The organism is Metapseudomonas phytobenefica (assembly GCF_043392685.1).
In the GTDB taxonomy this organism is placed as follows: Bacteria; Pseudomonadota; Gammaproteobacteria; order Pseudomonadales; family Pseudomonadaceae; genus Metapseudomonas.
Genome location: NZ_JBHZGM010000013.1, coordinates 13,637 through 32,449 on the forward strand (window position 1 = coordinate 13,637; position 18,813 = coordinate 32,449).

The window sequence follows — 18,813 nt, forward strand, 5'->3', positions numbered from 1 at the left end:
GCAGCTGCATGACCCGTGGCGCTACGGTTATGATGAGCCACCCTTATTTCTGCTGGTTCCTCAATGACTGAATTGCCTCCCTTCGGTACCGGCGACGCGTCCTATCAGGCCGCCGGTGGCATCGACGGCCTGCGCCGATTGGTGGATGACTTCTACCGGCTGATGGACGAACTGCCCGAAGCCGCCGAGCTGCGCCACCTGCATCCGGAAAGCCTGGAGCAATCCCGTGACAAGCTGGCCTGTTTCCTCAGCGGCTGGCTGGGTGGGCCCAAGCTGTTCAGCGAGAAGTACGGTTCCATTGCCATTCCCTCCTTCCACGCCCAATGGCCCATCGACGAAGCCCTCAGCGGCGCCTGGCTGGAGTGCATGGAGCGCGCCATCGCCCTGCAGCCTTTCTCGCCGGAGTTCGCCGAATACCTGCTGACGCAACTGCGGGTTCCGGCCCACCGGGTGGTGCAGGCCAGCCGCGCCCGGCACGGTTGAGCCCCATAGATCGGGTCCCAACCTTTGTGGGGGCGATTTCAATCGCCATGCGGACCGCAGGTTCGCCTTGCAGGTCCGATTGGGGCAGCTGCGCCGCCCTTCGCGAATGAATTCGCCCCCACAGAAATAGAAGCGGCTCGCGTGCCTTATTAGGACGGCATACCGCTTATCCAGTTTTGACGACTGGCCAGTCACGACCACATAGTAGGCACCGCTTATTATCCGGACGCCTGACCATGACCCTCCCTGAAGAAAACTTCGGCTTTCTCCTCGCCGACGCCTCGCGCCTGATGCGACGCGCGTTCGAGCGGCAGATCAGCGGCACCAGCCTGACCCTCAGCCAGGCCCGTGCGCTGGCCCATGTGTCACGCCATGAGGGATGCCGTCAGGTAGAGCTGGCCGAGCAGCTGGAAGTCAGGCCCATCACCCTCGCCCGCCTGCTGGACCAGCTGGAGCAGGCCGGACTGGTGGAGCGTCGCCCGGATCCCGACGACCGCCGTGCCTACCGCCTCTATCTGCGTGCCGAGGCCGACCATGCCCTGGCAGACATCCGCGCCGCCGGGGACGCCATGGTCGCCGAAGCCCTGCAAGGCATCAGCGAGCAAGAGAAAGCCGCGCTGACCAGCGCCTTGCGCAAGATGCGCGCGAATCTTTCCTCACACTGAATTTCCCGCCTTTCGCGCCGGACTCCCACGGGGTCACGGACTGAACTGGCCCGCCGGTTGGCGCCGCAGCTGGTTGCGCCGCCAAGCCGCCGGCGGTGCGCCGAACTCACGGCGAAAGGCGCGGCTGAACGCGGTATCGGTCTGGTAGCCGACGTCTTCGGCGATGCGCGCCAGCGGCGCGTTGCTGCGGCACAGCAGGTTGGCCGCCAGCAGCATGCGCCACTGGGTCAGGTACTGCATGGGCGAACTCCCCACCAGTTGCTGGAAACGCTCGGCCAGTACCGAACGCGAGGTACCGGCGGTGCGCGCCAGTTCCTCCAGCGTCCAGGCCTGGGCCGGACACCGGTGCAGGGCATTGAGCGCGGAACCGACGATCCGGTCCCCCAGTCCCGCCAGCCAGCCGGTACGCCCCTCGGCCTGTTCGTTCATATACAGGCGCAGCACCTCGATGAAGAGCACCTCGGCCAGTTTGGCGAGCACTCCCTCGCCGCCCGGCCGGGGCGACTTAGCCTCGGACAGGGCGTAGCGCACCGAGGCTTCCAGCCAGGGCCCCGCGCTGGAGTCGCGCACATTGACCCGCACCAGCGGCGGCAGCCCCGCCAGCAACATATCTGCCAGCCGCGCATCACAGGCCAGGTAGCCGCAGACCAGGCGGGTGATCGCCCCGCCGCCGCCATAGGCCAGTTGCCGGGGCCGGCGCGACAGGACCTCTTCCAGGCGTCCGCCCTTGGCCGGCGGCAAGCCGGGTTGGGACGTCATGCGATGGGCATCGCCCTGGGGAAAGATCACCACGTCCCCCGCTACCAGGTGCACGGGCCGGTCACGGCCGAGTTCGACGAAACACTCGCCCTGGGTGATGAGGTGGAAGATCACCACGCGCTCGGCCCCCGGCTCCAGCAGGGGCGCCACCGAATCGGCGCGGGGCGACTGGTAGCACCAGGGGGCACTGAAACGCGCGTTGATGAAGATCGCCCCGACAAGGCGAACGACTCGCAAGGTTTCCGACAAAGCGTCCATCAGCCCTCACCTCCGGCGCATTGCTGAAATTCTGGGCAGCCTCTGCATCTCGCAACGGATCGCCTGACAAGTGGTGGTGCGCGGACGATCGGGCAGCCCTTGCCGACGCTCGGACAGGACGGCATGCCGAAACAGGCGGATAGTTCCCCTGCACGCCGCTTCTGCCCAATCGAACAACGGCGTGTCCGCACCACCCAGAAAGCCAAGAAAACGAGGTCACCATGCCCAAGTTCCTCATCGAAAGAGAGATACCGGAAGCTGGAAAACTCACGGATCGAGACCTCAAGGCCATTTCACAGAAGTCCTGCCGGGTGCTCAGAGAGCTCGGACCAGAGGTGCAGTGGATACAGAGCTACGTCACCGACGACAAGCTGTACTGCGTCTACATCGCCACCAGCGAGGAGCAGGTCAGGGAGCACGCCCAACAGGGCGGATTCCCGGTCAACCGCATCTCCCGCATCAGCTCGATCATCGACCCGACCACCGCCGAATGAGCCCCGAAATGACTCCCGCTATTGATCTGAACACACTGAAAAGCAAGCAGATGGCCTCCTGGGCCAGCGGCGACTACGCCGTCATCGGTACCACCCTGCAACTGGTCGGCGAACTGCTCGCCGAAGCCTGCGACCTGCGCCACGGCGAGGCCGTGCTGGATGTCGCGGCCGGAAACGGCAACGCCACCCTGGCTGCTGCACGCCGAGGTGGGCGGGTGACTTCGACCGACTATGTAGAGGCCCTGCTGGAGCGTGGCAAGGAGCGCGCCCGCGCCGAGCGTCTGGACGTGACCTTCCAGGTCGCCGATGCCGAGAACCTGCCCTTCCCCGCGGCCAGCTTCGACGTCGTGCTGTCCACCTTCGGGGTGATGTTCACCCCTGACCAGGCAAAGGCCGCCGCCGAACTGGCCAGGGTCTGCCGTCCCGGTGGACGCATCGGCCTGGCCAACTGGACGCCGGAGGGCTTCATCGGCCAGGTGTTCAAGACCCTCGGCCGCCAGCTGCCCCCGCCACCCGGCGTGCAGCCTCCGTCGCTCTGGGGCGTGGAGAGCCACCTGCGCGAACTGTTCGACGACAGCGCCCGCGAAATCTCCGTGGCACGGCGCCTGTTCAACTTCCGCTACCAGTCGCCAGCGCATTTCATCGAAGTGTTCCGCACCTGGTACGGACCGGTGCACAAGGCCTTCGCCGCCCTCCCTCCTGATGCCGCCGGCGCCCTCGAACGGGACCTGACCGAGCTGCTGGAGCGCTACAACCGCGCCGGGCCCGAGTCGCTCATCGTGCCCAGCGAATACCTGGAAGTGGTAATTACCCGTCGCTGAGGTGAAGGCTGACGGGCTCCTTGGCGAATGAATTCGCCCCCACAAGAAACTCGCGTGGGCTTAAGCCCACCACGCCCTTGACCCTGAAGTAGCTACAGGGTGTTCACTTCCGCGCATCTCCCTCGCATGGATGAACACCCGATGAAAACCGCCCTTCGCAATGCCATCGACCACGCCTTCCTGCAGGCCGACCAGGCCCTTGCCGCCGGTGATCCGCAACGGGCCTGGCCCTGGCTGGAGCGCGCCCATATCCTCACCCAGTGCATGCCCGTGCTTCACACCCGCAGCCACTGGCTTTTGCTCCAGGCCGGCTGGCAACAAGGGGATTACCGGGAGGTGTTGGGCCAGGCAATGCGCATGCCGGCCGCCCTGCTCTTCTCGCGCATCTGGGTTCCGCTGGGCAACACAGGCCGCGCCAGGGTCAGCGCCTTCCGGCCGATGCCGATCTCGGAGGAGCTGCGCCAGCTGCTGGACTAAGGCCGGGGACGCAAGCGCCCGCATCGCGTGCCTTGCTCAATCCTCGCTGCGCCCCGTATTTTCGCGATCACGCAGGTAACGCCGCGTGTGCAGAAACGGCGGTAACCAGGACTCGCGGCGGATGGTAAAGAGTTCGTAGGTCGGTCTCAGCTGGTCAGGGGCATCCAGGGACCCGAGGTTCACTTCGATTTCGTCAGCGCTGCGCGAGAACACCGACGAGCCGCAGTGGGGACAGAAAAACCGCCCGGCGTAGTCACGCGTTTCGCCCTCGATCGTCACCGCCTCCTGGGGGAACACCGCGGACGCATGAAACAGCGCCCCGTGAAACTTGCGGCAGTCCTGGCAATGGCAAATGCCAACCCGGTACGGGCGCCCCGACGCCACGAAGCGAACCTTGCCGCACAGGCAACCGCCGGTGAATTGGTCCATCCTGCATCTCCTCTTCCGGTGTGACGTGCCGACGCGATCATGATAGTTCCGCAGCCCGGATGATATCCGGGGAAAATCCCACCGCCGCTCGCGGATTTCATACGGGCTACGCTTTGCCAGTTCACCTGGCTCTGGCAGAACGCCGGCCGAACCACGCCACGGATTCCCCCGGCCCCGGCTTGGTGCAAAAATTGGCGGTCTGAAACCTGGCCAGGCCAGGTCGCCAAGTACAGCCCCTGCCGCCTGACGCAGGGTAACGAGGACCGATATGAGAGCCCATTCCGAGATGAGCGATTTCCTTGAACCCAAGGTGCAGCGTGATGCGAACAGTCGCGGCATCAGCCAACAACAGCCGGTGGTGACAGCATGATCGAAGTAACCGAGGTTTCCATCGCCGAACTGCGCGATGCACTGGAGTCCGGCCGCACCACATCGGTCGAGCTGGTCAAGGCCTATCTCGCTCGCATCGATGCCTACGACAGCCCCGACAGCGCAACCCGGCTCAACGCGGTGGTGGTGCGCAACTCCGACGCGCTCAAGGAAGCCGAGGCTTCCGACGCCCGTCGCGCCCGTGGCGAAACCCTCGGCCCGCTGGATGGCATCCCCTACACCGCCAAGGACAGCTACCTGGTCAAGGGTCTCACCGCTGCCTCCGGCAGCCCTGCCTTCAAGGATCTGGTCGCCTATCGCGACGCCTTCACCATCGAACGCCTGCGCGCCGCCGGCGCCATCTGCCTGGGCAAGACCAACATGCCGCCCATGGCCAACGGCGGCATGCAGCGCGGCGTGTATGGCCGCGCAGAAAGCCCCTACAGCGCCAACTACCTCACCGCGCCCTTCGCCTCCGGCTCGTCCAACGGCGCCGGCACGGCGACCGCTGCCAGCTTCGCCGCCTTCGGCCTGGCGGAAGAGACCTGGTCCAGCGGCCGCGGCCCGGCCTCGAACAACGGCCTGTGCGCCTACACCCCGTCGCGCGGCGTGATTTCGGTGCGCGGCAACTGGCCGCTGACCCCGACCATGGACGTGGTGGTGCCCTATGCCCGAACCATGGCCGACCTGCTGGAAATCCTGGACGTGGTGGTGGCCGAGGACCCGGACAAGCGCGGCGACCTGTGGCGTCTGCAGCCCTGGGTGCCGATCCCCAGCGTCGCCTCGGTGCGCCCGGCCTCCTACCTGGATCTTGCCGCCACGGCCGATGCCCTCAAAGGCAAGCGCTTCGGCGTACCACGCATGTTCATCAACAAGGATGACGAAGCCGGCACCAGCGAGAACCCCGGCATCGGCGGCCCGACCGGCCAACGCATCAACACCCGCGCCTCGGTGATCGCCCTCTGGGAAGCTGCCCGCAAGGCCCTGGAAGCGGCCGGCGCCGAAGTCATCGAAACCGACTTCCCGCTGGTTTCCAACTGCGAGGGCGACCGCCCAGGCGCGCCGACCGTGTTCAACCGCGGCATCGTCTCCAGGGAATTCCTCCACGACGAACTCTGGGAGCTTTCGGGCTGGGCCTTCGACGACTTCCTGCGGGCCAACGGCGATCCCAAATTGAACCGGCTGGCCGATGTCGACGGCCCGCAAATCTTCCCCCACGACCCCGGCACCCTGCCGAACCGTGAGGGTGACCTCGCCGCCGGCATGGACGAGTACGTGAACATGGCCAAGCGCGGCCTGAAGTCCTGGGACCAGATCGAAACCCTGCCGGACGGCCTGCGCGGCCTGGAGAAGACCCGCAAGCTCGATCTGGAAGACTGGATGGACAAGCTCGGCCTCGACGCCGTGCTGTTCCCCACCGTGGCCGACGTCGGCCCGGCGGATGCGGACGTCAATCCCGAGTCCGCCGACATCGCCTGGAGCAATGGCATCTGGGTCGCCAACGGTAACCTTGCCATCCGCCACCTGGGCGTCCCCACGGTCACCGTGCCAATGGGCGTGATGGCGGATATCGGCATGCCGGTGGGCCTGACCTTCGCCGGCCGCGCCTACGACGACTCGGCGCTGCTGCGATTCGCCTCGGCCTATGAGTCGACCGGTTCGAAGCGCATGATCCCCCCGCGCACGCCGCCGCTGTCGCGCGGCTAACCGGGAACCGGCTGTAGAAATAAAAGAAATCGGAGCCCCGGTCGGCTAACCACTAACCGGGAACTCCGAGGAACACGACTCTTCACACGACGAACTCCTTATGGAGTCGGACCAGCGACCACCGGGGCGCCAGGAGCGTCCTCGGCAGCTTCTCGGGCCGCATCTGCAGCGTCTTCTGCTGCTTCACGAGCGGCATCGGCTGCGTCTTCAGCAGCCTCTCTGGCAGCATCTGCGGCGTCGTCATCCGCATCCGCATCCGCTTTTGCGGCATCCCTGGCTGCATCCGCTTCAGCTCTCGCAGCGTCTCGGGCTGCATCCGCAGCTGCCCTGGCAGCGTCTCTGGTCGCATCCGCTTCGGCCTTCGGCACGCCAGCCGCCCTGGCGGCATCGCGAGCCGCATCCGCTTCGGCTCTTGCGGCATCCCGGGCGGCGTCCGCTTCGGCTCTTGCAGCGTCCCGGGCTGCATCGGCCTCATTCCTGGCTGCGTCCCTGGCGTCATTGTCGTTATCGCCGGCGTCATTGTCGTTGCCTCGGCCCGGTCCCTGATTGCCGGCCATGCCGCCGTTGTCGGCGTCACCGTGTCCCGGACCACCATGGCCATTGCCGGCGTCACCGTGTCCCGAACCGCCATGGCCATTGCCGGCGTGACCGCCGCCGTCACCACCATGTCCGTGACCGCCGCCACCGTGGCCACCACCGCCATCTCCACCATGACCACCGCCACCGTGGCCGCCTCCACCTCCACTACCGCTGCCGCCACCACCGTGGCCGCCTCCACCTCCACCACCGCTGCCGCCACCACCGTGGCCGCCGCCTCCACCACCACTGCCACCGCCTCCGTCTTGGGCATGGGCACTGGATGAAGTCGAAATGTAGTCAGGCACCAGCACGCTGGACGCCGAGAGAACACCACCAATCGCTAGCGCGAGTAGGCACTTTTTGAAAGACATGATCAGGCCTCCGTCTTGCTTTTCTTGATTCCCCTCCCCGACGAAAACTCATTTCGTTTGAACTTCCAGTAAGCCCCTTTGCATGGCTGGCTACGGTGTTTTGGACGGACGGGAACCTTGCGGCATCAAGACTGCGAGGAATTTTTTGGTGCGTCAGGCAATAACGGGAATGTCCGTTTAGAGCAGGCTTTTCTAACGGCGAGCAAATTCGCGGGAAAATTTCCCACATTGAATCACCAGGGAAACAGACGAGGATTTTTCACGACGGATTTCAAAAACCCGATCGAGGCTTTACATCCAGCCATGCAGGTGACGAACGGTAGGCGCCTGTCATGAGAAACAGCCACACGGCATGTCGTTGATGCCGTCGAGTTCGCGTCGGGGAATCCACCACTGCGTCGCTGAGGGACTCAATGTGGGAGCGAATTTATTCGCGAATGAATTCGCACAGGAAGTGCAAATCCCAACCTACCCGCCGGAGCGACGAGATCGAAGCGTTCCCTGATTCACGTCGGCGCAGCAAACCTTGCACCTCGTTCGCCGTCTACTAAGGTTGAAGGCCGTCGAGGCACTGCCCTCGGACGAGCCGAAATCAAGGTAGAACCTCCAGGGGAGATTGCAGCGTGGACGCAAAGCAACGCGAGGCATTGCTGGGCACATTGAAGGCCCGGTTCGAAAAGAACATGGGGCGGCACAAGGACGTCGAGTGGTCGAAGGTGCAGGCAAGGCTGGAATCCTCACCGGAGAAGCTGCGCTCCCTCAGCGAGATGGAGCGCACCGGCGGTGAGCCGGATGTGGTGCTTCACGATCCGGACAGCGGCGAGTTCATCTTTGTCGACTGCTCCGCCGAGAGTCCTGCCGGGCGCAGGAGCCTGTGCTTCGACCGGGAGAGCCTGGATTCGAGAAAGGAGAACAAGCCCACCGGCTGCGCCACGGAGCTGGCCGCGGCGATGGGCATCGAGATCCTCACTGAGCAGCAGTACCGCGCGCTGCAGGAACTGGGGACCTTCGACAGCAAAACCTCCAGCTGGGTACAAACGCCTCCGGCCATCAGAAAGCTCGGCGGCGCGCTCTTTTGCGACCGTCGCTACGACTGCGTTTTCCTCTATCACAACGGTGCGCAGTCCTACTATGCCGCGCGGGGATTCCGCGGAGCGCTGAGCGTCTAGCGCTACAGCAGTGACGGCGAGCGGCTCCTAGTCCATCGCCAGCATCAGGAACAGCCCGATCATCAGCATCGCCGACGCGGCCAGGGCGGTGCCGGTGCGCACATGGTTCCAGCGCGTCCACTCATCCAGGTAGGTGCGCCAGGGCACTGAGGAATCCGGATTGCCCGCATCCAGCTTCGCCAGGGCATTGTTGCGCGGGACATTGCAGAACAGGGTCACGCCGAAGTTGCCTACCAGGTACAGCAGGCTGCCGAGCAACAGGAAGAAGGTGCCGGACACCTCCCAGTGTACGAAGGCGTACAGCGTGAGCAGCGCACAGGCAACCGTAGTGCCGAGGAAGGCGCCGAGGAAGATGCGGTTGAGCACCGTGCGGTTGATCGCCTGCATGGCGGCGATGCCGGCATCCGGCGAGATGCGCGCGAGGGCGTGCATGACGAAGTTGGAGAAGGCGAAGAACAGCCCGCCCATCAGACCGCAGCTGATCACGGCGAGAAAGGCGAGCAGGAAAGCCAGGTCATCGATGAAGGGCATGGTCGGTCTCTCCGGAGTCCATCCACCTGGGGCGTTGCCCGGGTCCATGGGTTATGCGATCTGAAGTGGAATTCCAGGGCTGCCTCGCAAGGCGGCCACTGCGCATTGCCGCGACCGGCTGATGGGTTCCCGGGATGCGCTGGGTATATAGCACAGGGCCGCGAACCTGCACGGCGGGTACACCAACGAATCCGTTCGTCATCCAATCACCCGCGCTGCCCCATGCGATACATGCTGAAAATTGCCGGGCTTTTTTCACTGCCCGGCGGTCAAGGCAATCCCAAGAGGACAGACGCATGGCTGTAGAAAACGAACCCAAGTCACCGGTCTTTCGCTGGGCCCAGGGGCTGCAATGGTTCGGAAGCGTGATGTGCCTGCTGGCCATCGGCCTGGCCCTGTTCACCGAAGTCACCTCCGCGCCTGGGGGCGTTCCCCTGATCGTCGCGTTCGGCATCCTCGGGCTGCTGTCGCTGATTCCGGCCCGGTTCATTTTCGCCCTGTACCCGAAGAGCCCCGACAAGAAGGCCAGGAAAGGTCAGACGCGGAGCTGACCGCTCATCACGGCAGCTGAACGTGTCGGCGGGTCGGCCGGTCAGGATTCAAACCAACACGGGAGGATTCGCACCATGGACAACCAATGGCAGATCCACGGCCCGGCCTACGAACAGAACGTCCATGGCCTGGAGCGGGTGGGTTCCGTCATCTCCGGCCTGCTCCTGGCCCGTCACGGCCTCCATCGTGGCGGCGTACTGGGCATCTGGGACGTTGGCCTCGGCACTGCCCTGCTGCTGCGCGGGCTGACCGGCCACTGCTATGTGAAGGAGGTGCTCCACGACCGCCGCGAGGCGCTGCATCGCCTGCGCAGCGACCTGGAGCGCCTGCAGCGCGCCGTGGACAGGCTGGCAAGGGAAGGCAGGACCTAGGGCCGTTCCAGGGTCAGCGCGCCAGACTGGTTCTGCAACTGGCGCGACCTCTGCAGGGGCGAATTCATTGGCGATTGAACTGGCTCCCTCTGGGCACAGCTACACCTCGCCGTAGAGCTTGTCGCTCACCAGCATGTGGCCCGGCGCATGGGTGATGTAGAGCTCGGGCTCGGCTTCGGCCAGCACCGCCTGAGGGGTAACGCCACAGGCCCAGAACAGCGGAATCTCGTCGGCATGCACCGGCACCGGGTCGCCGTAGTCCGGAGCGGAAAGGTCAGCGATGCCGATCAGCGCAGGATCCCCGATATGCACCGGCGTACCGTGGGTCATGGGGAAGCGCGCGGTAATTTCGATGGCACGCACGGCGTCGGCCGCTTTCATCGGGCGCATGGACACCACCGTCTTGCCCGCCAGGCGTCCCGCCGGATGAGTATCGATGGCGGTGCGGTACATGGCGACGTTGCGCCCCATCTCGATGTGGCGAAGCTGAATGCCGGCATCCAGCAGCGCCTGTTCGAAGGAGAAGGAGCAGCCGATGGCGAAGGCGACGAAGTCCGCCTCCCAGAACTCGCCGATATCGGTCACTTCCTCGAACGCCCGCCCACGGCGGTGGATGCGATAACGCGGCACGTCGCTGCGCACATCGACGTCGGTGCCGAGCTTCTCGAAGTACGGGGAACCCGTTTCGGTGACGTCCAGCAGCGGACAGGAACGCGGATTGAGGACGCAGAAGCGCAGGAACTCGTCTGCCCATGACTTCTGCAGGATCACGATGTTGGCCTGCAGATGGCGCTGGCCGAGGCCGCTGGTATGGCCGCCGTAGTCGCCACGGCGGATCAGTCGGCGCAATTCGCGAGGGGAAAGCTGGGCGAGGTCGGCATTCATCGGGCGGCTCCTGTTGTTCTGAGCGTTTTGTAGGGGCGCCGCGGTCGAGCCGTCCAGCAAGAATTTTCCGTGACCGGGCATCGGGAAAATTGAACATCCACGCTGGAAGAACCTGGCTCCGCACCCTGCCCGATCGTAGGGTGCGCCATGCGCACCGCCTCGGCGTCAGAACAGGGATACAAGCTCAGAGGCTGCGCGGGTGCCCGTCGCCCGTCTTCAGCTCGGCCGGTACGAAGCAGTCCTTGCCCACGTTCTCGGCATAGTGCGCCACCACGGCCTTGCTGACGTCCGCGATCTGGTCCACCAGTTCCAGGCCGGTCCCGCCGCGCCAGGACATCACCAGCGGCAGACCCGGCGGCATTGTGCCGATGCTCAGCCGGGTCAGCTCGCCACGCTCCAGCTCCTGGGCGACAAGGGCAGGAGGCAAGGCGCCGATGCCGAATCCGTCGCGCAGCAACCGGGTCATGGCCGCCACCGAGTTCACGCAACTCAGGTGCGGGGTCATCACACCGTTGGCGTGCAGCAGGCCAAGCACATCCTGGTGGGGCCGCGAGTGCTTGGAGAAGGTCACGATGCGCTCGCGGGCGAGTTCGGCCAGGGAGGCGTAGTCGCGGTGATAAATGGACCCGGTGGAAACGATCCAGCACAGCGGATAGCTGCCCAGTTCCAGGTTGAGCACTGACTCGTGGCGCAGCGGATCGGTCTGGAAGATCAGGTCCAGGTAACCCTTCTGCAGCTGCTCGGAGAGGTTGCGCGCGGTATCGGCCATCAGCTCGATCTCCACCGCCGGATACAACTCGTTCACCTTCGAGACCAGGGGGCTCAGCCAGGTGTGGATCACCGTGTCCATGGCACCGATACGGATGCGCCCATGGGTGGCGGCGCTGGTGTCGATGGCCTGCCGCAGGGCATGCATGGTGTCCATCATCTGCTCGGCGTACTCCAGCACCTTGTGCCCCTCGGGCGTCAGCGTCACGCCCCGGGAGTCCCGCACGAACAGCTTCACGCCCAGTTCATCCTCCAGAACAGCAATGCGACTGGAGATGGAAGCCTGGGTGCTGAACAGCTTCTCGGCGGTCAGGCGGAAGCTTTTCAGGCGGGCGACCCAGACAAAGGTTTCGAGGAACTTCAGGTTCATGGCGATTACCAACCAACAAGGGGCCAAACGCGGCAAAGGCGAAAACATACAGTAGATTCAAGCACTTCCTGTGCCAGAGCGGTTCCGGAACGACGAACGCCGCCCATCAGGCGGGATGGCATCTTCGACCCTGGCACCGTTGATCAGGTATCGGAAATTCTTATCCCCTGCGTCCGTTTTAATTAGTTGGACGGTCCCGCAACCCCGGCACAAGAATCCGCCCACTGGCTGCGGGCGCCGACTCCGCATCCGCCGAATGCTTAAACAACGCCAAGAACAGCGATCGGAGAACCCCATGGAAAAACAAGCGACCCAGATAGGCGGCCTGGACATCGACCAGGACGGCCATTTCGGCTGGTACCGGGCCCTCAGCAAGCAGGAGCGCCGGACCTTCTGGAGCTGCAAGATAGGCTACGGCCTGGACGGCATGGATACCCAGATGCTCAGCTTCGTCATCCCCACGCTGATCGCCATCTGGGGCATCACCACCGGTGAAGCCGGCCTCATCCACACCCTCACCCTGCTCGCCTCCGCCGCTGGCGGCTGGGTGGCCGGCATCCTCTCCGACCGCATCGGCCGCGTGCTGACCCTGCAATTGACGGTGCTCTGGTTCGCCCTCTTCACCTTCCTCTGTGGCCTTGCACAAAGCTACGAACAACTGCTGATCGCCCGTACCCTGATGGGTTTCGGCTTCGGCGGTGAATGGACCGCTGGCGCGGTACTGATCGGCGAAGTCATCAAGGCCAAGGACCGTGGCAAGGCCGTGGGTCTTGTACAGTCCGGCTGGGCTCTCGGCTGGGGCATGACCGCCATCCTCTACTCGCTGATGTTCAGCCTCCTGGCACCGGAAGACGCCTGGCGCGCGTTGTTCATGCTGGGCCTGCTGCCGGCGATCTTCGTGATCATCGTCCGCCGCCTGGTGAAAGAGCCGGAAATCTACAAGGAAGCCCGCAAGCACAACCAGGGCGCCGAGAAGGTCAATTTCTACGAGATCTTCGCCCCCGGCATGCTCAGCATTACCCTGCGCGCATCCCTGCTGACCACTGGCGCCCTGGGTGGCTACTACGCCATCACGTCCTGGTTGCCGACCTTCCTCAAGGCCGAGCGCGGGCTGACCGTGCTGGGCACCGGCGGCTACCTGGCGATGGTGATCCTCGGTTCCTACGTGGGCTACGTGATCAGCGCCTTCCTCACCGACCTGATCGGCCGCAAGAAGAACTTCATCCTCTTTGCCGTCGGTTCCTTCGTAGTGGTGCTGCTCTACACCAACCTGCCGGTAAGCAACACCGCCATGCTCTGGCTGGGCTTCCCCCTGGGCTTCTTCGCCTCGGGCATCTTCAGCGGCATGGGCTCGTTCCTCACCGAGCTGTTCCCCACACGCATCCGTGGGTCGGGCCAGGGCTTCTGCTACAACATCGGCCGCGCCGTCGCTGCGCTCTTCCCGATGCTGATCGGCATTCTCAGCCAACACGTGCCCTTGGGCCTGGGTATCGGCGCCTTCGCAGCGGTGTCCTACGGGGTGGTCATCCTCGCCGCCCTCAGCCTGCCGGAAACCTGCGGCAAGCAACTGGAAATCTGACCGAGCCCCATTCCTCCCAGGACTCCCCCATGCACCCGAACACCCATCTGGCTGCCGTGCTGATAGCCGGCAGCGGACTGGGCTGGCCCCTGCTTGCCCAGTCGGAACTGCTCGAAGACAGTCACGCCAGCCTTGAACTGCGCAACTTCTACTTCAACCGCGACTTCCGCCAGAGCGGCGCCCGAGACAAGGCCGAGGAATGGGCCCAGGGCTTCTTGCTGCGCATGGAATCCGGCTACACCGAGGGCACCGTGGGTGTCGGCGCCGATGCCATCGGCCTGCTCGGGGTCAAGCTGGACTCCGGCGACGGCACCGCCGGCACCGGCCTGCTGCCGACCGACCAGTCCGGAGGCTCCCAGGACGACTACTCCAAGCTCGGCCTGACCGGCAAGCTGAAGGCTTCCAACAGCGTGCTCAAGATCGGCGCCCAGCACTTCAAGAGCCCCATCGTCTCGGCCAACGACTCGCGCCTGCTGCCGCAACTGTTCCGTGGCGCGCTGCTCAACGTGCAGGAGATCGACAACCTGACCCTGCAGGGCGGGCATCTCGACCGCATCAAGCTGAACAACTCCAGCGACTACCAGGACTTCACCGCCAACCGCATCGGCGGACAGAGCGACGCCTTCAATTTTGGTGGCGGGGACTACCGTGTCAGCCCGGCACTGACCGCCAGCCTGCATTACGGCCAGCTGGAAGACATCTATCGGCAGACCTTCGCCGGACTGGTGCACAACCTGGCCCTGGGCGAGCAACTGTCGCTGAAGAGCGACCTGCGCTACGCCAGCTCCCGCGAGGATGGCAGCTTCCGTGACCTGGACAACCAGGCCAGCGGCGCCCTGTTCACCCTCAAGGCCGGCAGCCATGCCCTGGGCGCGGGCTACCAGCGCATGTCGGGCGACGACCCCTTCCCCTACATCGCCGGCAGTGACCCCTTCCTGGTGAACTTCGTGCAGATCGGCGACTTCGCCAACGCCGGCGAACGCTCCTGGCAACTGCGCTACGACTACGACTTCGCCGCCCTCGGCATGCCCGGCCTGACCTTCATGAGCCGCTACATCAGTGGCGACCACGTGGAGCGCGCCGGCGGCAGCGACGGTGAAGAGTGGGAACGCAACACCGACATCGCCTATGTGATCCAGAGCGGTCCGCTGAAGAACCTCGGCATGAAATGGCGCAACGCCACGGTGCGCTCCAACTTCGCCAACGACCTCGACGAAAACCGCCTGATCCTCAGCTACAGCCTGGCGCTGTGGTAAGACCGGGCCTGCCTGAAGGACAGACCATGAGCAGACTGCTGCTGAACTGCGATATCGGCGAAAGCTTCGGTGCCTGGACCATGGGCCTGGATGCCGAAGTGATGCCCCTGATCGACTGCGCCAACATCGCCTGCGGCTTCCACGCCGGCGACCCTGGCACCATGCGCCGCACCATCGGCCTGGCGGTCAAGCACCGGGTGAGCATCGGCGCCCACCCCGGCTACCCCGACCTGGTGGGCTTCGGCCGCCGCTCCCTGGCCTGCTCGCCCGCCGAGGTGGAAGACCTGATGCTCTACCAGATTGGCGCCCTCGACGGCCTGTGCCGCGCCCAGGGTGCCCGCGTCAGCTACGTGAAGCCCCACGGCGCGCTGTACCAGGACATGATGCGCGACCCGGCCATCCTCGCTGCCGTGATGCGTGCCGTGGCCGCCTACGACGCACAACTGCCACTGATGCTGATGAGCACCCGCGACAACAGCGCCGCCCAGGCCATCGGCGACGAGCATGGCGTGAGCCTGTGGTTCGAAGCCTTCGCCGACCGCGCCTATGACGGCAATGGCTACCTCGTGTCGCGCAGCCTGCCCGGTGCGGTACACCACGATCCGGAACAGGTGGTGGCCCAGGCCATCACCCTCGCCCGTGGCGAGTCCCTGCGCGCCAGCGATGGCAGCGACCTGCCGTTGAGGGCCCACACCCTCTGCGTGCATGGCGACAACCCCGGCTCGATCGCCGCGGTCAAACGCATACGCGAAGCGCTGGAGGCCCAATGAGCACCCCGCAATTGCGCGTCGAAGTGGCGTCCATCGACGCCTTCATCCTGCGCCTGTTCGACCACATCGACGAAGCCAACATGCCCTGGATGCTGGCCGCCGGCACCCGCCTGCGGGAGACCTTCGGCGATGCACTGGTGGACCTGGTGCCCTCCTACACCACCCTGCTGCTGCACTACGACCTGGAGCGACTGGATCCACGCCAGGCCCGCGAGCTGATTGCCGGAGCCCTGTCCGACCTCAGCCCGGAAACCCGCGTCAGCGGCCGCAGCCACATCATTCCCACCTGGTATGACCCGAGCGTCGGACCGGACCTGGAGCCCCTGGCCCAGCGCAAGCAGCTCAGCGTTGCTGAACTGGTACAGCGACACTGCCAGCGCGAGTACCAGGTGTTCGCCCTGGGCTTCACCCCCGGTTTCGCCTTCATGGGGCTGGTAGAGGAAGCCCTCGCTGCGCCGCGCCTGACCACCCCGCGCAAACGCATCGCCCCCGGCAGCGTCGGCATCGCCGAACGGCAGACGGCGATCTACCCGGTGGAAAGCCCCGGCGGCTGGAACCTGCTGGGACGCACACCGGTCCGCCTGTTCGACCTGGACCTCCCCGGCTACAGCCTGCTGCAGGCCGGCGATCGGGTGCGTTTCGAGCCCATCGACCACGCCGAGTTCATCCGCCTGGGCGGCGACGACACACCACTGGAGAGCCTGCAATGAGCCTCGTGATCGACACCAGCACGCCATTCATTCTCCTCCAGGACAGGGGCCGCTTCGGCTGCCGCCACCTCGGCGTGACCCAGGGCGGCGCACTGGACGGGCTGTCCATGGGCTGGGCCAACTGGTTGCTCGGTAACGATCTGGATGCCGCCGTGGTGGAAGTCGGCCTGGGCGCATTCAGCCTGACCTGCCAACGGGACGGCGCGCTGGCCATTGCCGGCGCGGACCTGGGCGCCACGCTGGACGGCCAGCCGCTGCCAGCCTGGGGCGCGTTCAAGGTGCGCTGCGGCCAGCGTCTCGCCTTCGCTCACCCGCGTCAGGGCGCCCGCGCCTATCTGGCGGCGCCCGGTGGTTTCCAGGGTGAGCGCCAACTGGGCAGCCTGGCAACGGTAGCCCGCGAGGAACTCGGCGGGCTGAACGCCAATGGCAAGGCTCTGACCAAGGGTGACCAGCTCCATTGGCAGGGCGAAGCCCGACAGGTACGCACAATGCCTCGCGAGCGGATTCCCGATCTCAGTGGGGAGGCCCGCCTGGATCTGATCCTTGGCGCGCAAATCGGCGACTTCTCCGGCCAGAGCCTGTTCGATGCCTTCAACAGCCAGTGGACGGTGGACACTCGTGCCGACCGCATGGGCGTGCGCCTGCTGGGTCCGAAACTGGAATGCCGGACCCAGTCGATGATCTCCGAAGGCATCGCCCTCGGCGCTGTGCAGGTCCCGCCGGATGGCCAGCCCATCGCCCTGCTCAACGACCGCCAGACAATCGGCGGCTACCCCCGCCTCGGTGCCTTGACTCCTCTGGCCGTGGCGCGCCTGGCGCAGTGCCTGCCCGGCGCCACGCTGCGCCTGGTGCCGACGGTGCAGGAAGCGGCACATCAGGAACACCGCAAGGCCCTGTCTGGATGGTGGAGCTGAACGCTCCTCTTGTGAGGGCGAATCCAGTCGGGAATGCGCCGCCAACCTGCGCCAACACCTCGCAAAGGGTTTACCATTGCGCCCTTTCCCCTCTTCTGGCTGCCTCCATGACCGACCCCATCCGCCTGTCCAAACGCGTTATCGAACTCACCGGCTGCTCGCGCCGGGAAGCCGAGCTGTACATCGAGGGCGGCTGGGTGACGGTGGATGGCGAGGTGGTGGAACAGCCGCAGTTCAAGGTGGCGGAGCAGACGGTAGCCCTGCTGCCCGGTGCCACGCCTGAACAGCTGGAGCCGATGACCCTGCTGCTCAACCAGCCTGCAGGGCTGAGCTTCGAAGCCGCCCAGCGCGTGCTCAGCCCCGAGAGCCGCTGGCCGGACGACCGCGCCAATGTGCGCCTGCTGCGCAGCCACTTCTCCCGCCTGTCCACCGCCCTGCCCCTGCAACCAGGCGCCAGCGGCCTGCTGGTCCTGACCCAGGACTGGCGCGCCCTGCGCAAGCTCAACGAAGACGCCGGCAAGCTGGAGCAGGAGTATGTGGTCGAGGTCAGCGGAACGATCGCCGAAAACGGGCTGGACAAGCTCAAGCGCGGTGTCCGCGTGAAGTCCGGCGAACTGCCGCCGGTGAAAGCCAGCTGGCAGAACGAAACCCACCTGCGCTTCGCCCTGAAGAATCCCCGCGCCGGCCTCATCGCGACCTATTGCGAGGCAGTCGGCCTGAAGGCGGTCAGCATGAAGCGCATCCGCATCGGCGGCGTACCCATGGGCAAGGTGCCGGTTGGACAGTGGCGGTATCTGGGGTCAGCGGAGAAATTCTAGGAGCCGGACTGGCAATTCGGTGTGCGAATTCATTCGCGATTGAATCTCCCAACGCTCTTGTGGGGGCCAATCCATTCGCCAAGGGATGCGAAGCATCCCCGCCCCCCAAGGGCAGTCCTTCGGCCTGCATGGCGAATGAATTCGCCCCTTTTACAGTTGTTGTTCCTGCCGGCGGTGATCGTCCTGCCTGGTCCGCTGATCGGACGAAGCCGTCCGCTCCGCGGGATTGGCGCTCAGGCGCTGGAACTCGAACACCGGCGTTGTGGACGGCCTGCTCTGCGCGGGGGCGCTGCCCGGGCCGCGACCCGAGTACTGGCCGTAGACCCCCAGCATGAACATGCCGATCACCATGAAGATGGCGATACGCTCGACCGACCTGGGATTCTTGCCGGAGGGCTGGTGCAACACCTGCAACTTCGGCGAATGGGACCGCCGCATCATCAGTCGTCCAGGACCCGGTCCATCAGTTCCAGCCCCAGTAGCCGGGTGCTGGATTCATCCCGCAGCTTACGCCGGCTGATGCCGGCCACCTTGGTTCGCGGTATGGCGAGATGGTGGTTGCTGAGGGTAATGGAGCAACTGCCATCGGGTTCCCACAAGCACTCGAACTGAAACGTGACGCTCATCTTGTTCAAGGTGTCCTCAACCTGGCGAAGCATCAAATTATTCATTCTCAGTCCTCCCCACCAATCGAGTGGCCGGACTGAA

General features: G+C 65.2%; 24 protein-coding genes. 16 read left to right on the forward strand and 8 right to left on the reverse strand.

The annotated features are described in order from the left end of the window. Positions 1-63: 63 nt before the first annotated feature. Together ACFW0B_RS12510 and ACFW0B_RS12515 are read left to right on the forward strand one after the other, a co-directional pair. On the forward strand, positions 64-483 hold the full coding sequence (locus tag ACFW0B_RS12510; protein WP_449148536.1) for a group II truncated hemoglobin: 420 nt from the start codon (positions 64-66) through the stop codon (positions 481-483). 236 nt (positions 484-719) lie between these two features. Beyond that, positions 720-1,148: a MarR family winged helix-turn-helix transcriptional regulator gene (locus ACFW0B_RS12515; protein ID WP_449148538.1), complete on the forward strand. Its 429-nt coding sequence runs from the start codon at positions 720-722 to the stop codon at positions 1,146-1,148. A gap of 33 nt (positions 1,149-1,181) precedes the next feature. Here the strand turns inward: ACFW0B_RS12515 and ACFW0B_RS12520 are convergent, their stop codons facing one another. Further along, positions 1,182-2,165, reverse strand: coding sequence for an AraC family transcriptional regulator (locus tag ACFW0B_RS12520; protein ID WP_449148540.1), 984 nt, complete (start codon positions 2,163-2,165; stop codon positions 1,182-1,184). 221 nt (positions 2,166-2,386) lie between these two features. Here ACFW0B_RS12520 and ACFW0B_RS12525 point away from each other — a divergent pair, with 221 nt between their 5' ends. The 3 genes from ACFW0B_RS12525 to ACFW0B_RS12535 all read left to right on the forward strand — a co-directional run bounded on the left by ACFW0B_RS12525 (position 2,387) and on the right by ACFW0B_RS12535 (position 3,957). Further along, the gene (locus ACFW0B_RS12525) at positions 2,387-2,659 is read left to right on the forward strand and encodes a DUF4242 domain-containing protein (protein WP_449148542.1); all 273 of its coding nucleotides are present in this window, start codon (positions 2,387-2,389) and stop codon (positions 2,657-2,659) included. Between the two features lie 8 nt (positions 2,660-2,667). Next, complete coding sequence (locus ACFW0B_RS12530; RefSeq protein ID WP_449148544.1) at positions 2,668-3,480, forward strand: class I SAM-dependent methyltransferase; 813 nt, start codon at positions 2,668-2,670, stop codon at positions 3,478-3,480. Positions 3,481-3,621: 141 nt separating this feature from the next. Beyond that, on the forward strand, positions 3,622-3,957 hold the full coding sequence (locus ACFW0B_RS12535) for a DUF3703 domain-containing protein (RefSeq protein WP_449148546.1): 336 nt from the start codon (positions 3,622-3,624) through the stop codon (positions 3,955-3,957). Between the two features lie 36 nt (positions 3,958-3,993). Here the strand turns inward: ACFW0B_RS12535 and ACFW0B_RS12540 are convergent, their stop codons facing one another. Beyond that, on the reverse strand, positions 3,994-4,386 hold the full coding sequence (locus ACFW0B_RS12540; protein WP_449148548.1) for a GFA family protein: 393 nt from the start codon (positions 4,384-4,386) through the stop codon (positions 3,994-3,996). A 366-nt stretch (positions 4,387-4,752) separates the two neighbouring features. Between ACFW0B_RS12540 and ACFW0B_RS12545 the strand changes: the two genes are divergently transcribed. Further along, positions 4,753-6,462 carry an amidase gene (locus ACFW0B_RS12545; protein WP_449148550.1) on the forward strand — a complete coding sequence of 570 codons (1,710 nt, stop codon included), beginning with the start codon at positions 4,753-4,755 and terminating at the stop codon, positions 6,460-6,462. 82 nt (positions 6,463-6,544) lie between these two features. Here ACFW0B_RS12545 and ACFW0B_RS12550 read toward each other — a convergent pair whose 3' ends face one another. Continuing rightward, positions 6,545-6,928, reverse strand: coding sequence for a hypothetical protein (locus tag ACFW0B_RS12550; RefSeq protein WP_449148552.1), 384 nt, complete (start codon positions 6,926-6,928; stop codon positions 6,545-6,547). A gap of 112 nt (positions 6,929-7,040) precedes the next feature. Here ACFW0B_RS12550 and ACFW0B_RS12555 point away from each other — a divergent pair, with 112 nt between their 5' ends. Continuing rightward, positions 7,041-7,325: a hypothetical protein gene (locus ACFW0B_RS12555; protein ID WP_449148554.1), complete on the forward strand. Its 285-nt coding sequence runs from the start codon at positions 7,041-7,043 to the stop codon at positions 7,323-7,325. 710 nt (positions 7,326-8,035) lie between these two features. Continuing rightward, complete coding sequence (locus ACFW0B_RS12560; RefSeq protein ID WP_449148556.1) at positions 8,036-8,581, forward strand: DUF4256 domain-containing protein; 546 nt, start codon at positions 8,036-8,038, stop codon at positions 8,579-8,581. 27 nt (positions 8,582-8,608) lie between these two features. On the opposite strand, the gene ACFW0B_RS12565 is transcribed toward ACFW0B_RS12560, so the two are convergent. Continuing rightward, entirely contained in the window at positions 8,609-9,112 is a 504-nt protein-coding gene (locus ACFW0B_RS12565; RefSeq protein WP_449148558.1) for an anthrone oxygenase family protein, read from the reverse strand. A gap of 296 nt (positions 9,113-9,408) precedes the next feature. On the opposite strand from ACFW0B_RS12565, the gene ACFW0B_RS12570 reads away from it, so the two are divergent. Beyond that, on the forward strand, positions 9,409-9,663 hold the full coding sequence (locus ACFW0B_RS12570; RefSeq protein ID WP_449148560.1) for a hypothetical protein: 255 nt from the start codon (positions 9,409-9,411) through the stop codon (positions 9,661-9,663). Between the two features lie 75 nt (positions 9,664-9,738). Beyond that, on the forward strand, positions 9,739-10,035 hold the full coding sequence (locus tag ACFW0B_RS12575) for a YgaP family membrane protein (protein ID WP_449148562.1): 297 nt from the start codon (positions 9,739-9,741) through the stop codon (positions 10,033-10,035). Between the two features lie 99 nt (positions 10,036-10,134). On the opposite strand, the gene ACFW0B_RS12580 is transcribed toward ACFW0B_RS12575, so the two are convergent. Together ACFW0B_RS12580 and ACFW0B_RS12585 are read right to left on the reverse strand one after the other, a co-directional pair. Continuing rightward, entirely contained in the window at positions 10,135-10,920 is a 786-nt protein-coding gene (locus ACFW0B_RS12580; RefSeq protein WP_449148564.1) for a putative hydro-lyase, read from the reverse strand. A gap of 184 nt (positions 10,921-11,104) precedes the next feature. Then, entirely contained in the window at positions 11,105-12,058 is a 954-nt protein-coding gene (locus ACFW0B_RS12585) for a LysR family transcriptional regulator (RefSeq protein WP_449148566.1), read from the reverse strand. A 295-nt stretch (positions 12,059-12,353) separates the two neighbouring features. On the opposite strand from ACFW0B_RS12585, the gene ACFW0B_RS12590 reads away from it, so the two are divergent. The 6 genes from ACFW0B_RS12590 to ACFW0B_RS12615 all read left to right on the forward strand — a co-directional run bounded on the left by ACFW0B_RS12590 (position 12,354) and on the right by ACFW0B_RS12615 (position 18,105). After that, positions 12,354-13,637: an MFS transporter gene (locus ACFW0B_RS12590; protein ID WP_449148568.1), complete on the forward strand. Its 1,284-nt coding sequence runs from the start codon at positions 12,354-12,356 to the stop codon at positions 13,635-13,637. A 29-nt stretch (positions 13,638-13,666) separates the two neighbouring features. Continuing rightward, complete coding sequence (locus ACFW0B_RS12595; RefSeq protein ID WP_449148570.1) at positions 13,667-14,893, forward strand: OprD family porin; 1,227 nt, start codon at positions 13,667-13,669, stop codon at positions 14,891-14,893. Positions 14,894-14,919: 26 nt separating this feature from the next. After that, positions 14,920-15,663: a 5-oxoprolinase subunit PxpA gene (locus tag ACFW0B_RS12600; RefSeq protein ID WP_449148572.1), complete on the forward strand. Its 744-nt coding sequence runs from the start codon at positions 14,920-14,922 to the stop codon at positions 15,661-15,663. Beyond that, a complete protein-coding gene (locus ACFW0B_RS12605; RefSeq protein ID WP_449148574.1) occupies positions 15,660-16,373 on the forward strand; it encodes a 5-oxoprolinase subunit B family protein in 714 nt (237 codons plus the stop codon). Before ACFW0B_RS12600 ends, ACFW0B_RS12605 begins: the two co-directional genes overlap by 4 nt. Then, entirely contained in the window at positions 16,370-17,287 is a 918-nt protein-coding gene (locus ACFW0B_RS12610) for a 5-oxoprolinase subunit C family protein (protein ID WP_449148576.1), read from the forward strand. The genes ACFW0B_RS12605 and ACFW0B_RS12610 overlap by 4 nt, the downstream gene beginning before the upstream one ends. A gap of 107 nt (positions 17,288-17,394) precedes the next feature. Then, positions 17,395-18,105, forward strand: a complete 711-nt coding sequence (locus ACFW0B_RS12615; RefSeq protein ID WP_449148578.1) for an rRNA pseudouridine synthase — start codon at positions 17,395-17,397, stop codon at positions 18,103-18,105. Positions 18,106-18,255: 150 nt separating this feature from the next. On the opposite strand, the gene ACFW0B_RS12620 is transcribed toward ACFW0B_RS12615, so the two are convergent. Beyond that, positions 18,256-18,546 carry a hypothetical protein gene (locus tag ACFW0B_RS12620; protein ID WP_449148580.1) on the reverse strand — a complete coding sequence of 97 codons (291 nt, stop codon included), beginning with the start codon at positions 18,544-18,546 and terminating at the stop codon, positions 18,256-18,258. Next, a complete protein-coding gene (locus tag ACFW0B_RS12625; protein WP_449148582.1) occupies positions 18,546-18,776 on the reverse strand; it encodes a hypothetical protein in 231 nt (76 codons plus the stop codon). Before ACFW0B_RS12625 ends, ACFW0B_RS12620 begins: the two co-directional genes overlap by 1 nt. Positions 18,777-18,813 lie beyond the last annotated feature (37 nt).

Bases quoted from the DNA above. Each gene is read 5' to 3' on its own strand.
- ACFW0B_RS12585 (WP_449148566.1), bottom strand. From the start codon at position 12,058: ATGAACCTGAAGTTCCTCGAAACCTTTGTCTGGGTCGCCCGCCTGAAA.
- ACFW0B_RS12510 (WP_449148536.1), top strand. From the start codon at position 64: ATGACTGAATTGCCTCCCTTCGGTACCGGCGACGCGTCCTATCAGGCC.
- ACFW0B_RS12600 (WP_449148572.1), top strand. From the start codon at position 14,920: ATGAGCAGACTGCTGCTGAACTGCGATATCGGCGAAAGCTTCGGTGCC.
- ACFW0B_RS12550 (WP_449148552.1), bottom strand. From the start codon at position 6,928: ATGCAGCCCGGGACGCTGCAAGAGCCGAAGCGGACGCCGCCCGGGATG.
- ACFW0B_RS12535 (WP_449148546.1), top strand. From the start codon at position 3,622: ATGAAAACCGCCCTTCGCAATGCCATCGACCACGCCTTCCTGCAGGCC.
- ACFW0B_RS12520 (WP_449148540.1), bottom strand. From the start codon at position 2,165: ATGGACGCTTTGTCGGAAACCTTGCGAGTCGTTCGCCTTGTCGGGGCG.
- ACFW0B_RS12525 (WP_449148542.1), top strand. From the start codon at position 2,387: ATGCCCAAGTTCCTCATCGAAAGAGAGATACCGGAAGCTGGAAAACTC.
- ACFW0B_RS12515 (WP_449148538.1), top strand. From the start codon at position 720: ATGACCCTCCCTGAAGAAAACTTCGGCTTTCTCCTCGCCGACGCCTCG.
- ACFW0B_RS12545 (WP_449148550.1), top strand. From the start codon at position 4,753: ATGATCGAAGTAACCGAGGTTTCCATCGCCGAACTGCGCGATGCACTG.
- ACFW0B_RS12565 (WP_449148558.1), bottom strand. From the start codon at position 9,112: ATGCCCTTCATCGATGACCTGGCTTTCCTGCTCGCCTTTCTCGCCGTG.
- ACFW0B_RS12610 (WP_449148576.1), top strand. From the start codon at position 16,370: ATGAGCCTCGTGATCGACACCAGCACGCCATTCATTCTCCTCCAGGAC.
- ACFW0B_RS12605 (WP_449148574.1), top strand. From the start codon at position 15,660: ATGAGCACCCCGCAATTGCGCGTCGAAGTGGCGTCCATCGACGCCTTC.
- ACFW0B_RS12540 (WP_449148548.1), bottom strand. From the start codon at position 4,386: ATGGACCAATTCACCGGCGGTTGCCTGTGCGGCAAGGTTCGCTTCGTG.
- ACFW0B_RS12590 (WP_449148568.1), top strand. From the start codon at position 12,354: ATGGAAAAACAAGCGACCCAGATAGGCGGCCTGGACATCGACCAGGAC.
- ACFW0B_RS12570 (WP_449148560.1), top strand. From the start codon at position 9,409: ATGGCTGTAGAAAACGAACCCAAGTCACCGGTCTTTCGCTGGGCCCAG.
- ACFW0B_RS12580 (WP_449148564.1), bottom strand. From the start codon at position 10,920: ATGAATGCCGACCTCGCCCAGCTTTCCCCTCGCGAATTGCGCCGACTG.
- ACFW0B_RS12530 (WP_449148544.1), top strand. From the start codon at position 2,668: ATGACTCCCGCTATTGATCTGAACACACTGAAAAGCAAGCAGATGGCC.
- ACFW0B_RS12620 (WP_449148580.1), bottom strand. From the start codon at position 18,546: ATGATGCGGCGGTCCCATTCGCCGAAGTTGCAGGTGTTGCACCAGCCC.
- ACFW0B_RS12615 (WP_449148578.1), top strand. From the start codon at position 17,395: ATGACCGACCCCATCCGCCTGTCCAAACGCGTTATCGAACTCACCGGC.
- ACFW0B_RS12575 (WP_449148562.1), top strand. From the start codon at position 9,739: ATGGACAACCAATGGCAGATCCACGGCCCGGCCTACGAACAGAACGTC.
- ACFW0B_RS12595 (WP_449148570.1), top strand. From the start codon at position 13,667: ATGCACCCGAACACCCATCTGGCTGCCGTGCTGATAGCCGGCAGCGGA.
- ACFW0B_RS12625 (WP_449148582.1), bottom strand. From the start codon at position 18,776: ATGAATAATTTGATGCTTCGCCAGGTTGAGGACACCTTGAACAAGATG.